This is a genomic window from Mucilaginibacter sp. UR6-1, from assembly GCF_020880975.1.
In the GTDB taxonomy this organism is placed as follows: domain Bacteria; phylum Bacteroidota; class Bacteroidia; order Sphingobacteriales; family Sphingobacteriaceae; genus Mucilaginibacter.
Genome location: NZ_JAJIWP010000002.1, coordinates 207,816 through 221,792, shown reverse-complemented (window position 1 = coordinate 221,792; position 13,977 = coordinate 207,816). Strand labels below are relative to the sequence as shown.

Annotated in this window: 14 protein-coding genes; 4 read left to right on the top strand and 10 right to left on the bottom strand. The window is 44.0% G+C overall.

All coding sequences use genetic code 11. The annotated features are described in order from the left end of the window. Window positions 1-21: 21 nt before the first annotated feature. Window positions 22-897, bottom strand: coding sequence for a universal stress protein (locus LJ707_RS06215; protein ID WP_228949946.1), 876 nt, complete (start codon window positions 895-897; stop codon window positions 22-24). Window positions 898-1,087: 190 nt separating this feature from the next. On the opposite strand from LJ707_RS06215, the gene LJ707_RS06210 reads away from it, so the two are divergent. The 3 genes from LJ707_RS06210 (at window position 1,088) to LJ707_RS06200 (ending at window position 4,210) form a co-directional block, all read left to right on the top strand. Then, window positions 1,088-1,798 (top strand): FRG domain-containing protein, encoded by a 711-nt coding sequence (locus tag LJ707_RS06210; RefSeq protein ID WP_228949945.1) that lies wholly within the window; start codon window positions 1,088-1,090, stop codon window positions 1,796-1,798. 18 nt (window positions 1,799-1,816) lie between these two features. After that, on the top strand, window positions 1,817-2,923 hold the full coding sequence (locus tag LJ707_RS06205; protein ID WP_228949944.1) for an acyltransferase: 1,107 nt from the start codon (window positions 1,817-1,819) through the stop codon (window positions 2,921-2,923). A 168-nt stretch (window positions 2,924-3,091) separates the two neighbouring features. Further along, window positions 3,092-4,210: an acyltransferase gene (locus LJ707_RS06200; protein WP_228949943.1), complete on the top strand. Its 1,119-nt coding sequence runs from the start codon at window positions 3,092-3,094 to the stop codon at window positions 4,208-4,210. A gap of 2 nt (window positions 4,211-4,212) precedes the next feature. On the opposite strand, the gene LJ707_RS06195 is transcribed toward LJ707_RS06200, so the two are convergent. Continuing rightward, window positions 4,213-5,310 (bottom strand): GAF domain-containing protein, encoded by a 1,098-nt coding sequence (locus LJ707_RS06195; protein WP_228949942.1) that lies wholly within the window; start codon window positions 5,308-5,310, stop codon window positions 4,213-4,215. Window positions 5,311-5,511: 201 nt separating this feature from the next. Here LJ707_RS06195 and LJ707_RS06190 point away from each other — a divergent pair, with 201 nt between their 5' ends. After that, window positions 5,512-6,912, top strand: a complete 1,401-nt coding sequence (locus LJ707_RS06190; protein ID WP_228949941.1) for an aminopeptidase P family protein — start codon at window positions 5,512-5,514, stop codon at window positions 6,910-6,912. Window positions 6,913-6,948: 36 nt separating this feature from the next. Here the strand turns inward: LJ707_RS06190 and LJ707_RS06185 are convergent, their stop codons facing one another. The 8 genes from LJ707_RS06185 to LJ707_RS06150 form a co-directional block, all read right to left on the bottom strand. After that, window positions 6,949-7,560 (bottom strand): TetR/AcrR family transcriptional regulator, encoded by a 612-nt coding sequence (locus LJ707_RS06185; RefSeq protein ID WP_228949940.1) that lies wholly within the window; start codon window positions 7,558-7,560, stop codon window positions 6,949-6,951. Between the two features lie 114 nt (window positions 7,561-7,674). Then, entirely contained in the window at window positions 7,675-8,268 is a 594-nt protein-coding gene (locus LJ707_RS06180; protein ID WP_228949939.1) for a TetR/AcrR family transcriptional regulator, read from the bottom strand. Window positions 8,269-8,316: 48 nt separating this feature from the next. Beyond that, a complete protein-coding gene (gene arsB, locus LJ707_RS06175) occupies window positions 8,317-9,381 on the bottom strand; it encodes an ACR3 family arsenite efflux transporter (protein WP_228949938.1) in 1,065 nt (354 codons plus the stop codon). Beyond that, the gene (locus tag LJ707_RS06170) at window positions 9,371-9,802 is read right to left on the bottom strand and encodes an arsenate reductase ArsC (protein ID WP_228949937.1); all 432 of its coding nucleotides are present in this window, start codon (window positions 9,800-9,802) and stop codon (window positions 9,371-9,373) included. Before LJ707_RS06170 ends, arsB begins: the two co-directional genes overlap by 11 nt. A 13-nt stretch (window positions 9,803-9,815) precedes the next feature. Then, a complete protein-coding gene (arsN2, locus tag LJ707_RS06165) occupies window positions 9,816-10,244 on the bottom strand; it encodes an arsenic resistance N-acetyltransferase ArsN2 (protein WP_228949936.1) in 429 nt (142 codons plus the stop codon). Between the two features lie 13 nt (window positions 10,245-10,257). Further along, complete coding sequence (locus tag LJ707_RS06160) at window positions 10,258-10,788, bottom strand: DUF6428 family protein (protein ID WP_228949935.1); 531 nt, start codon at window positions 10,786-10,788, stop codon at window positions 10,258-10,260. Between the two features lie 45 nt (window positions 10,789-10,833). Then, window positions 10,834-11,163 (bottom strand): helix-turn-helix transcriptional regulator, encoded by a 330-nt coding sequence (locus LJ707_RS06155; protein ID WP_228949934.1) that lies wholly within the window; start codon window positions 11,161-11,163, stop codon window positions 10,834-10,836. 105 nt (window positions 11,164-11,268) lie between these two features. Then, window positions 11,269-13,836 carry a DUF5686 family protein gene (locus LJ707_RS06150; protein WP_370632379.1) on the bottom strand — a complete coding sequence of 856 codons (2,568 nt, stop codon included), beginning with the start codon at window positions 13,834-13,836 and terminating at the stop codon, window positions 11,269-11,271. Window positions 13,837-13,977: the final 141 nt, after the last annotated feature.

The window sequence follows — 13,977 nt, the reverse complement described above, 5'->3', positions numbered from 1 at the left end:
TATTTTAATGCCAATTTATTACTAAAAAGCAGGCGCGATAAAACGCTTGCTTGCGCATGGGTATACCAGCAGCGGAATATCAATATGCTTGGCCGCGTGGTGTGTATGGCTGCGGCTAAACAGCTTATCGAAAAAATTGTGTTCCTGGTGTATAATAGCCAGCATATCAACCAGACCATGCTCAACTATCCACTCCACGCCATGGTTAACATCCGTGCTTTTTACATGCCGGTAAAATACATTACTATAGTTTATGCGGTTGGTAACCTCGCGCAGATAAACATCAATCTTTTTGGCGTACTCCGGTTCGTACTTATCATCGGTTACGTGAAACAGCACCAGCTCAGCATTAAAATACTTTGCCAAACTGGCTACTGATTGGATCACCTCTATTTCGCTGTCACTCAGATCAGTGGCTATGGCTATACGTTTGATGGGTTTAAACTGATATTTTGGCGGCACGAGCAACAGCGGCACCGCGATTTTACTGATCAGATTATTACTGGTGCTGCCTAAAAAAAAGTGCTGCACATCGCCCGATCCGGATGTACCCATCACCACCATGCAGGCCCGTTCGTCAACCGCCTTTTGGTTAATCATTTCGGCTACGTTACCCGCCGCGCTTTCGCAACTGGTAAGTACTTCAACGGCGCGACTGTCATCAAGGTTGGTAAGTTTATTGGCGAGCTTATTTAGTTCGGCATTGGTACTTTCAACCACGGCCTCATAATTATACAAAGGCCAGGCAACCTGGGCCGCCATGGGCGTTGCTGCCGCGACCATAAACACGTTGAACAACTTTACATTGGCCCTGGTAGCCTGAGCAATGGCAAGCGCGTACTGCGCAGCGTTTTCGGCAGCGGCCGAAAAATCAGTAGGGACGAATAGGGTTTTCATAACGATGAGTTTTAAATTCGTTTGCAAGATCAAGTATTAATCTTGCCACAAATATCAGCCTAAGTACGTTAGGAAATAGTGATAATGGTCAGGGGATTGTGTGATGGGAAGCAGGTTTTAGAAATGACAACAATATATTATTTTCGTAAAATATGATCAATCCCTTCCTATTAACCAATTTAAAAAACTCATGCAAATAGAAACCATAGAGTCATTCAAAGAGTATCTGATATATACAGAATCATTAAATTCATTAGGAAATCAAATAACTTTATTTAGAGGGCAATGTGATGATAATTCATTATTGCCAAGTATTGCAAGAAGTAACCCCAAATTAAATACGACCAGGATAGAGGTTGAAATGCTATTAGAATTTAGAAGAAGATCTCATTTATTATTAAACAAAGACATTATAAACGACTGGGATTTGTTGGTCTATGCTCAACATTATGGTTTAAAAACAAGGCTATTAGACTGGACAAGCAATCCCTTGATAGCCTTATGGTTTGCTTGCAAAAATGAATTCATGCTTGAAAAGAATGCTTTTATTTATATTTTAAAGGGTGATGAATCAATGTTAGTAGATGTCAATAAAGACTTATCACCTTTTAAAGGCAATAAAACAAAAATATTAAGACCTGTGCTTAACAATGATAGAATTGTAGCTCAGTCCGGATGGTTCACTGCTCACAAATATTCAGACAAAACGAATAGTTTTGTTGGTTTAGAAAAAAATGTTGAGGTAAAGAAAAAAATAATTAAGCTTATAATTCCTGCAAGTGGGAAAATAGAAATCCTTAAAAAACTTGCCGCATTTGGTACAAACAATAGAACTATCTTTCCAGATATACATGGATTATGTGCACATATGAATTGGATTTATAGAGATAAGTTAAAATGATAAAATGATCCGTTATTCATGCCATCTAATCAATTAAATGCTAAACCCCATTACCCAATTTTAGACGGACTGCGCGGCGTTGCGGCCATTATTGTGGTAACCTTTCACCTGGCGGAGCCCATGGGCACCGGGCATTTTGATATTATTGTTAACCACGGTTACCTGGCGGTCGATTTTTTCTTTCTGCTATCCGGTTTCGTGATCGGCTACGCGTATGACGACCGCTGGCCTAAAATGACCGCCGGCAACTTTTTTAAACGCCGTATTGAACGCCTGCAACCCATGGTAATTTTGGGCATGACGCTCGGCGCTATCGGCTTTTATTATACCGATTCCACGCTGTGGCCGCTTATCCATACCGTTCCGCTATGGAAGATGCTGCTGGTGATGCTGATCGGCTATACCATTTTGCCTATACCCTTATCAATGGATATACGCGGCTGGCAGGAAATGCACCCGCTGAACAGTGTGGGCTGGTCGTTATTTTTTGAGTATATCGCCAACATCCTCTATGCCTTATGGATCAGAAAATTCTCTAACACGGCATTAAGTATACTGGTGGTTATCGCTGCCATTGCACTGGCTCACCTGGCCATTACCAACGGCGATGTTAGCGGCGGCTGGACACTGAACACGGAGCAGGTACGCGTGGGGCTAACCCGTACCATCTATCCTTTCTTTGCCGGTTTACTTTTAGCGCGCGTAGCGAAGCCAACCCAAATTAAAAACGCTTTTTTGTGGTGTAGCCTTTTAGTAGCAGTCGTGCTGTATATGCCACGTATTGGCGGTGCCGGGCATTTGTGGATGAACGGCCTTTATGAGTCTGTTTGCATCATCATTATATTCCCGCTTATAGTTTACCTTGGGGCCAGCGGCGTGCTGCAAACCCGGCGCGAGAACAGGATCTGTAAATTTCTGGGCGAAATATCGTACCCGCTTTACCTGGTGCATTACCCGATAGTATATTTTTATGTAGCCTGGATCAGCAACAACAAAGGTGTAACCATTGTGCAGGCCTGGCCTTATGCCTTAGCTATATTGATAGGTGCAATTGTTTTAGCCTATGCCGCCTTAAAGTTATATGATGAGCCGGTACGGAAATGGTTGCGCAGAAAGCTGGCGTAAGAATTGTCATGCTGAGCCTGTCGAAGCATTAGGCGCCGTTCCAATCCACCGCTCGCACCCTTCGACAAGCTCAGGATGACATGCCCTACACTTTTATGTTAACAGCCTTGTTATGCTGAGCCTGTCGAAGCATTAGCATTATCCATCTATTATTCTAAATTTGACTACATGCAATCTAACCAATTAAATTCTAAACCCCATTACCAGATACTTGACGGCTTACGCGGTGTGGCGGCCTTGATCGTAGTCATCTTTCATATTTGCGAGGCACATGCTACCAGTAAGTTTGATATGATGATCAACCACGGCTACCTCGCGGTCGATTTCTTTTTCCTGCTTTCGGGCTATGTCATTGGTTACGCGTATGACGACCGTTGGGGTAAGCTTACCATTGGCGGTTTCTTCAGGCGCAGGCTGGCGCGGTTGCAACCTATGGTTATTGTGGGCATGGTGGTGGGTGCCATCTGCTTTTATTATTCCGATTCGCCCATGTGGCCCGAAATACACAACGTACCGGTTTGGAAATTGCTGGTGGTAATGCTCGTAGGCTTTACGCTGATACCTGTACCTGCATCATGGGACATCCGCGGCTGGCAGGAAATGCACCCGCTGGACGGGCCGGGCTGGTCGTTATACTTTGAGTACATCGCCAACATTTTATACGCCCTCGGTTTACGCAAATTACCCAAATGGGCATTGTCAATTTTGGTGATTGCCTCAGCGGTGGCGTTGGTACAGTACCTGATAACCGGCCCTAACGGCGATGTTATTGGCGGGTGGACACCCAACCTGGAGCATACACGTATTGGCTTTACCCGCATGATGTTCCCATTCTTTGGCGGGCTGCTGCTATCGCGCATAACCAAACCAACGCATATTAAAAACGCTTTTGCATGGTGCAGCCTGCTGCTGATCATCGCGCTGGCCATCCCCCGTATCGGTGATCAGCAAAGTTTATGGATGAACGGAGTATACGAGTCGGTCATCATCATCCTGTTATTTCCGTTGATTGTTTACCTGGGTGCCAGCGGGACGGTACATACTGAAACCGGCAAACGCATCAGTAAGTTTTTAGGCGATCTGTCATACCCGCTATACATCACCCACTACCCTTTTATTTACATTTATACAGGTTGGGTAGCACGCGATAAAAGTATGAGCTTTGGCCACGCCATACCGTATGCGTTGCTTACTTTTTTTGGCTCGGTAATGCTGGCCTATGCCGCGTTAAAATGGTACGATGAACCGGTAAGGGCATGGTTAAAACGACGGGCGCAAAAGGCATAGTTTTACTTTTTATCCGAATCCGTTTCATCAATTATCATCCGGATCATGCTGTCAAGCTCCTTAACTGATTCCTGCAGATATTGCCATTCTATTGTTTGGGGCTGGTTACCATCGGCATTGATGAGATCCATTAAACCCAGTATTGATGCCACCGGCCGCCGCAACTCATGCGATTGAATGAAAGCTATATTTTGCAGCGATTGCTTTTGGGCCTTTACCATTTCCTCATTTTTAATACGGCGCGTTACATCAACAACATTTACTGATACGCCAATAATTTGTCCGCCGGCATCAAAAGCGGGCTCAAATTTAACTAAGAACCAGGCATCATTGCCGTCGCTTTTCAATTTACGCTCATCAAACACGGCAGTTCCGCGCAGGGCGGTGTTATAATCACGGTAAAACTGCGCTAAATGATCGAGGTGTATATAATCCGTCATTTTTTTACCCCGCTCCAGGCTCCGCCCATAGGCCGATCTTACATGATTATCCCAGGCTTTGTTAAATGCCAGTATCTCAAAATCCCGGTTAAGCAGCAAATGTTGCTCAACCGAACTTTCAAAAAAAGCGTGTAACTCTATTTCGGTACGCAGTAACTCGGCTTGCTTTTCTTTCAGCAATGTAACACTGGCCTCAAATTCCAGTATCTTGATCACCTGCCTTGATAATACCTCCAGCATTTCGGTTTGCCTGGGCGACAGATCAGCGGGCCGTTTACCAATCACACATAAACTTCCTAAATCATAGCCATCATGCGTTGTTAACGGCACACCCGCATAAAACCTGATGTGCGGGTCATCCTGCACCAGCGGATTTGCGGCAAACCTATCATCAAGCATGGCATCCTTAACTATCATAGCACCCTTTTTGCCTATAACATGGTCGCAAAAGGCATCGCACCTGGGGGTTTCACTAAATTCAAAGTTGTGCTTTACCTTAATGTGCTGAATATCCTTATCAATAAACGTAATTAACGCCGTAGGCTGCCCGCATATATATGCAGCGAGGCGGGTAATTTCCTGTAGCTGATGTTCATAATCCATTGGCAATTGCAAAAATCTTCGTACTGTTTGCAATCGTTCAAGTTCTTTAAGGGGCATATCGTGTAAATTGTATATCAAGGAAATTACCGTTTGCAACGGTTTAGCCTATTTTATATTACGATTTTTAATAGCTTTTGGTTGTTAAAGTTTTTAAAGTATGTTACCCCTGGCTATGACATACTCCTGTTAAATGCTAAAAAGCGGTAAGCCTGTTTAAATTATTTTGCTTTGCTTTGTGCATACTAAATATATTTCAACATGGAGATCAACCTATTTGAAAAACACGTTTATAACAACCGCCGTGAAATACTAAAACAGCGCTTTGGCACCGATGGCATTTTGCTGTTTATGGGTAACGAGGAAAGCAGCATGAACTATAAGGACAATACGTTCCTCTTCCGCCAGGACAGCAGCTTTCTGTATTATTTCGGGCTTGATGTACCCGCGCTGGCAGCCACAATTGATACCGAAACCGGCGAAGAGATCATTTATGGTAATGAACTCACCATTGATGATATTGTGTGGACAGGCACCCTGCCTACAGTTAGCGAGATGGCGGCTATGGTGGGCATCAGCAAAACCAAACCGTACAATACCATTGCCGATTACATACAAACCGCTGTAAGCAAAGGCCGTACGGTACATATATTACCACCTTACCGGCCGGAGAATGTGATCAAGCTGTCCGCATGGTTTGGTAAAACTATAGCCGGGGTAAAAGGCCTCGTGTCCGAAAAACTGATCCGTAAAGTAGTTGGGCAGCGTGTTATTAAATCGCCCCTTGAAGTTGCCGAACTTGAAAAAGCGGTAAACATCAGCATTGATATGGAGCTGGCGGTAATTAAAAATTCGCAGCCGGGCGTAAAATGCTATGAGCTGGTATCGCACGCGCACCAGGTAGCTATCGCCAATAACGCGAGGCTGGGTTATCCAGCAATTATCACTACACAGGGCCAAACCCTGCACACGCATTATTATGGGCACCAACTAAAAGAAGGCGATATGGTGCTGAGCGACATTGGCGCCGAAAATGCCATGCACTACGGCGGCGACCTTACGCGCACCTTTCCGGCAGGTAAAAAATTCACCTCAAGGCAGGCCGAACTTTATAATACGGTATTAAATTCTATGGATCATGCCATCAGCATGCTTAAACCAGGTGTAAGGTACCTTGATATTCACTTTGCTGCCTGCCAAAAACTGGTTGAGGGTTTGGTTAGCGTTGGCATTATGAGGGGCGACCCTGCCGAGGCTGTAGCTGCCGGTGCGCATACCATGTTCTTTCAGTGCGGCTTAGGGCACATGCTGGGTATGGATACCCATGACATGGAAGACCTTGGCGAGCAATTTGTTGGCTACACTGATGAACTGAAAAAGGAAACGAGCATTTTCGGACTAAAATCTCTGCGTTTGGGGCGTGAGCTGCAAACCGGCTTTGTGCTGACCGTTGAGCCGGGTATATATATTATACCGGAACTGATAGACCGCTGGCAGGCCGAAAACAAATACAACAGTTTTATTAATTATGATGTACTTAACACCTACCGCGATTTTGGCGGCATACGTATTGAGGATAACTTTTTGATAACCGATACCGGGCACCAGCTATTAGGCAAGTATCTGCCCAAAACCCTGCATGAAATTGAGGGATTAAAGTAATTCCCCCTCTCTCACTACTGCATTAAGGCTGCCTGCTTAGTTAATAGGCAGCCTTAATATACGCTCTAACTCAGGTGCTACCTTGTTGTTATAATACACACTTACTGATGCGGTGTGGCTTAACTGAGAGGCCGCTTTGTTATCAGCATAAGTACATGCCGACTGGTACAGATACTTAAAAGATATGAACCTGATATGCACGTTACTGTTTTGCAGCAGGCCCTGCTCAAAATGATCATAGATCGGGTTGAGAAGCTTTACCAGCTCCGTACGGAAATCCTGCGCCTGGAAAATGGATGGCGACCGCAGGTAACGGCAAATAACACTGGCCTTATCAGCATTATGGGTGTTAAAGGCTACCAGCAAGGCCCAAAAATCCTCAGTTTTATGTTCACGATAATCGTTGCGGTAAGCGCGTAACGACATAAACAACGCTAAACTATCCAGACTGGCCTGCAGGCATACCTGCATCAGGTTACCCAGGTTGCCATACTTGGCAACAATGGCATAACGCTTGGCATTGGCTGCCACGCCCACCTGGTCGAGCGTTAACTGTTCAAAGCCGTACTTGCTGATAAGTCTGATCGCGCTGTCAACTATCTGCTCCTTGCTTTTTGACGTTTGCCTTTGTGCGGTTCTTGCTATCATGATTGGTTGATTTGATGTGTAGTGAAGTGAGTTGTAATTATATAGATAACGCTATAGTTCGATTAATCATATAGACACTTGGCGTATTTGTGTCGAAATAACAATAAAAAAATTTTAAGTTAATCCTTTATGTAATATCTGGGCTAACCAGTTTATTTTTTCTTCAAAATTTTGCAGCCTGTTATAAAATATTATTTCCTGTTCAAAACTTTTAAAGGCCGTAACAAATATTTCTGAAAGGAATACACTATCATCACTGCTTAGCTGGGCTAACTCCTTATTTGCCTGCCCCCATTGTATAATGTTGTTAAGCATTGCAATTTCGTGGGTTTGCAGATGGTGTGTTTTTGATGCCAGAAGCGATGGGTCCTGCTTAAAATCATCAGTTACCAATGAGTAGGTTGATACTAATTTTTTTAAGTTACGGAGCTTTACCGTATAATAACGCTCAATATTTTCAACAAAGGTAGCCTCCGGGCTTATCACCTTTTGGCACTCGCGCAGCAACTGGCTGAACAGCCTGTGCGATACGGCATCGAATACCTCCATCTTATTACGAAAGTAATAGTAAAGCGTACTCCTGCCCTTACCACTGGCTTTTGATATATCCTGCATACTCACCCGCAGGTAACCATACTTTTTAAATACCTCATCAGCGGCGGTAATTATATCCTCACGTACGCTATCTATTGCTTCCGCTTTAATCATTAGACAATAATACACATTGTGTCGAAAAATACAAAATTTAATTTACAATCAGTCCTTATAATACTTTACTCGTAACCTGCTAATCAGCTTAACCAATAAAATTAATGCGGGTACCTCAACCAGTGGCCCCACAATGCCTGCCAGCGCCTGCCCTGAATTAATACCAAATACACCTACCGCAACCGCTATGGCCAGCTCAAAGTTATTCCCGGTAGCGGTAAAAGCAATTGCAGCATTTTGGGGGTAGGCCGCTTTAAAACGCTTAGCCGCAAAAAAGCTCAGTACAAACATCAACACAAAATAAATTACCAGCGGCAAGGCTATACGCAATACATCAACAGGTAATTTAATAATTACTTTAGCCTTAATGCTGAACATAATAATAATGGTAAACAGTAACGCGATAAGTGTTACCGGGGAAATAGCTGGTATGTACCGCCGCTCGTACCATTCCGTTCCCTTCATTTTTACAAGCAGGTACCTCCCGGCAAAACCTGCAGTAAAGGGTATGCCTAAATATATAAAGGTTGACCAGGCTACTTCACCGGCGCTTACACTAATATTTTCGGCTTTAAAGCCAAACAGCGGCAACAACACGGTTATAAAAACGTAAGCATAAACGCTGTAAAGCACTACCTGGAAAACACTGTTAAGAGCTACAAGGCCTGCGGCGTACTCACGGCTGCCATCGGCCATATCATTCCAAACTATTACCATAGCTATGCACCTGGCAAGGCCTATCATGATAACGCCTACCATATAATCCGGCCGGTCATGCAAAAACAATACGGCCAGTGCAAACATTAGTACAGGGCCAACTATCCAGTTAAGGAAGATTGACAGACTGAGCAACCTCACATTTTTAAATATTTGCCCGAGGTATTCATACCTTACTCTGGCCAGCGGCGGGTACATCATCAATATCAAGCCAACCGCGAGCGGTATATTGGTAGTACCCGAAGCATAAGCCCCCACTGCCAACGATAATGCAGGCATTAAATAACCCAATAACAGTCCTGTGGCCATAGCCGCGAATATCCAGAGGGTTAAATACCTGTCAAGCACGGCTAAACGCTTGCTTTTAACAACGGCCTGATGATTATTAACTACCATATTGAACCTGTAGGTGCTTATCAGCAAAATCAAGCGCGTAAGTTTTGATCATATCACGCACTATTCTGAACTGCTGCAAAATCTCCTCTCCGGTACCGGTGGCCTTAGCCGGATCAGGAAAATTGTGGTGCAGCCGTTGCACATTGCCCGGAAAGTAAGGACAAGCCTCATTAGCATTATCGCAAACAGTTATCACGTAGTCAAATTTTATGTGCTGATACTCATCTGCATGGTTTGATGTGTGGGCTGATATATCAATACCATCTTCGGCCATTATTTTTATGGCTTGAGGATTTACACCGTGGGTTTCAATGCCGGCGCTGTATATATTGGCTTTACCCGCCGCAAACAAGGCGAGATAACCATGCGCTATCTGGCTGCGGCAACTATTGCCGGTACATAGTACTAAAACATTCTTCATAAAGTGATATGTGTTATTGGATGGATTTGAACATTACCGCGGCTGATTGCGGGCAAACCGAACTATACTGCGTTGACAGCCTGAGCGGAGCAGGCACCTGCCCGCGCGATGTTTGGGTAAAGCCCAGGCGTTCAAAATAACCGGCAGCACTTTCAGTAAACAGCCACAGCTCTTTTACACCAATGCTTACAGCGCGCGTGTTTATTATGCTTAACAACGTTGCGGCAATACCTTTGCCCCGGTATTCAGGCAAAACAGCAACAGAACGTAATAACGCATAACCTTCATAAACCTCAAAACCGGCTACACCAATTAACTGTTCGGCCCCGGTTACAACAAAAAAGTTATTCAGATCCTGAGGCAGATCGGCGTATGGCAGGTGCTGCGCCTGTAGTAAATTAACCACCTGTTGCTTATGGGAAATAGCTGATTGTGTGATCATGGTTTTTAATTAACTAACAACACCCTGAACCGGGCGTACAGCACGATGCAGCCACCAGGTTTTGCAAATTAGTCTGCTTGTTATTACTCTCCTCCCCTGGCGTGCCGCAGCTACCGCCACGCTCAATGGCCTTGCACTGCACGGTATCGGGCCTCAAATCAACTATCAAATTTCCATCGTTAATAATAAAACCTTTAGGTATCAATTGCCGGGTATCAAACTGCTGGTTGCCGAATTCAATTTTTACCACTGCCGCCGGATACAGCGGCATGGCTTTTTCAACCACACTGATGATGGAAAGCGCTTTATCTACCTTCATGGCCCGGCGGTTACCTTCGCTTACGGGCTCCCATAGTTGCATAACGACTTCTGTCCAGGCATTCATCACCCCACCACAATCAACTGATGTTACGGGAGCCTGCTTTATTTCGGTTATGTGGTATGATGCATCAACCCATTGCCCTTCGGCATATTGAAACTGGAGCCTAAGCCCGGCATTATTGGTAAGATACTCTTTAAAAGTTTGCCATTTTAGTGGTTCCATATCAATTGTATTATTGCAATATTACGATGATTAAACTCAAATTTTTTAACAGCAGGTTTTAGGTGCCTTGTATGAACCAAAAAAGTTACTAAGCTGGCTTTGCAGCATTGCCCAGGCATTTGGTTCAATGCAATAGCAAATACTGGCACCCTCGATGTTGCCCTGTATCAATCCGGCATTTTTTAACTCCTTCAGATGTTGTGATATGGTTGCCTGCGCTAAGCCCAACTCCTCTACCAGGTCGCCGCATATACAAGCATTAGCCTTAATAATATGCTGCAATATGGCGATACGCGCAGGATGGGCAATAGCCTTTAACAGCACAGCCAGCTTGTTCTGCTCGTCGGTAAATATCTCTGTTTTGGTGATGCCCATATATATCGCAATATTACGATGAATATTTTTACTATGCAATAGCCGCGAACAAAAAAAGGCCCGTAACAAATACGAGCCTCTTGATATATATTGAGTTAAGAATTTTTAAAAATCGAACTTTACAAAAAACCTTACCCCGTTTTTGGCAATGCCCGGGTGATCAAGGTATGAGAAACGTTTAACATAATCTATTCTCAATACTTTGAATATGTTTGATATACCTACGCTACCCTCCATATAAGGCCCATTATTTAATGAGTAAGTAATAGGCGCACCGGTTTCGGTACTTACCGGAAAGTTGTACAGTTGAGGATTTAAAGCCGGGTTGTTCTCATCACGGATGCCACCCCACAGGCTCTTAAAGTCGATCACCTCACGCCATTTTAGCTTTTTGAGCAGCGGCACCTTGTTAAATATAAAACCATTAAAGCTATGGTCAATATTAATGGCCGCGTAATGGTCGCTCACAAACTCCAAAAAGTTCATCAGGTTGTATGATTGAAACTGAAACGCGTAGGATTGGTTGGCGCGGTGTATATCAAGCAACGGAAATGGCGCCTGGCCAAACAAATTATTCGCCTCGGTTGATATATCAGTATAACCAAACTGCGACCAATAGAAACGCTTGGTGATATTGGCTGTAATGCTTTGGTAGCTATAATCGCCGCCTAACAGGTTTTTAACGCCCTGGTTGTACTGCAATGTAAATATGGGATACTTATCAGGTATCGGCGTACGGTATAGTTTGCCCTGGTAAAACTTCTCATAAGGCGCATAACGCAATTGCAGCGATAGTTCTGTAGTGCTTAGCTTACGTACGTTGTTGGCCTGCCCATCAAGCGTATTTTGAAAATACAGGGCACCGGCAGGGCTTTGCGACCATGTTTTAAAGCCGAGGTTGTATGAAAAGTGATTACGGAACTCGTGCACATAATCTAACCTGAATATGTCGTTATACAACCACATATCGTTATTACCGCGTTTAAATGATAACAGGAAACTGCTCTCCTGCACAAACTGCAATTCCTGACCCGGAATTTTGGTATCGTGCTGAAAGCTCGCCCTTACATAGTTTTGCGGAAAACGGTAGATAGACTTGTTGTTGAGCGAATAGGTAGCACTTAAAAAGTACTTGAACTTTTCGTCCTTAAAGCCATAAGCGCCATAAGTTTCAAAGTAATAACGCTCGCTTAACGCTGTAGTGGTACGGCCACCCAGGCGCAGCCTGAAACCTTCAACCGGGTTAAAGCTGTAAAAGGTATTTACCGGCCCTACCTCAAATGGTCCAAAGTTTTTATAACCCGCTATAAAAAGGGTAATTAAATCCATGGTACGCTTAAAGGATGGTATGGTTTGCAGGCTATCAATATTCTTATAAATATCGCGCTGTTGTACCGAAAGCGTGTCCAGGCGGTTTGATTGCCAGAACAAGTCGCTCTTATCTTCCGAATCCTTGGTTACCACTACTGCCGGGCCATCATAAGTTGTTTTAGGCTGCGGCTGGTTTATGCTGAAATCCTGTATGGTTACGGTACGCTGGCCAAATATACCCCCACCTTTATTTTTGTTCAAACCAAAGTCCATCTTCAGGTCGCTGCCACTCAGGTGGTAACGGCCGTCGGGGTTTTTCTCAAAGGTAAGTGTGGCCATCATCTGGCGCACAAAGTTGAGGTTGATGTTTTTGTTTACTGTAAGTACAGCATTCTCAACCGCGTAGTTACCGTCAAGGGTAACATATAAGCGGCCCTCAAAAAGCATGTCGGTAGTATTACGCGGTGTAAAGCTCAGCTCCACCAGTTGCGGGCTTTGATCTTTAAGCGTATCGGTAATAAAAAATTTGTAGAACGCAGGTGCCGAACCGGCTATCGGGCTAAGTATCTGGTTACTCAGCAGTGAGATGTTGTTATCATAAATCTCAATATCCTGATACATGCGGTTAAAGTATTGCTGCAAGCCTTCATTATCAATAAAGTTCTCATCAAACTTAACCTGCTTGTGGGCGGTAACTATCTGCTTTTTCTTTTCCGGATCTTTACGATAGTAATTGTCAGACAGCTTTTCTTCCATATACATAGGCAACAGGTTTTTACCCCCTATGGCTGTTGAATCCTGCTCCTGGAAAAGGAACTGGTAGTTACGGAACATCTTACGGTTTTTAAACTTGTCGGACAGGTTACTCAGCGAAAAGAACATCTTTTCGTACTGTTTGTACTGCGTATAATCGTAAGCTTCTGAGCGGTTCTTGTCCTTATTGGCAATTACCTTACGTATAAGCTCAACCGCCGGATTGTTCTTGTTGGTATATTTCTTTTTTTTGCCCGCTTTTACCACTACTTCGCTCAGCAGTTTGGCATCATCGCCCATTAATATATCAACAGTTTGCTCGCGGCCGGGCAATATATTTTTTACTACCGTTTTATAACCTACGTATGATGCCTGCAACTGGTTATAAGTACCGTTTATGGTGATACGGTAATGACCATTCATATCGGTATTGGCACCCTGGGATGTACCCACCACCGCTACTGAAACATAGGGCAGGGTTTCCTTGGTTTTTGCATCGCGTATGGTACCCTGCACAATGGTGGCGTTTTGTGCAAAGGCCATCACCGTCAGCAACATAGCTATTGCAAGCAAACTTAATTTCTTTTTGATATTTGTTGTGATATTCATTTTTATTTCCACTCAAGTTACCTCTCGGCAAAAAGGTGCCCAAAGATAATTACAATACCGCATGGTTATTTACCATACGGTATTGCAGACGAACATGGCTTTGCAATATTTTAAACGAATGTTAAATATTGTTGTCATTTT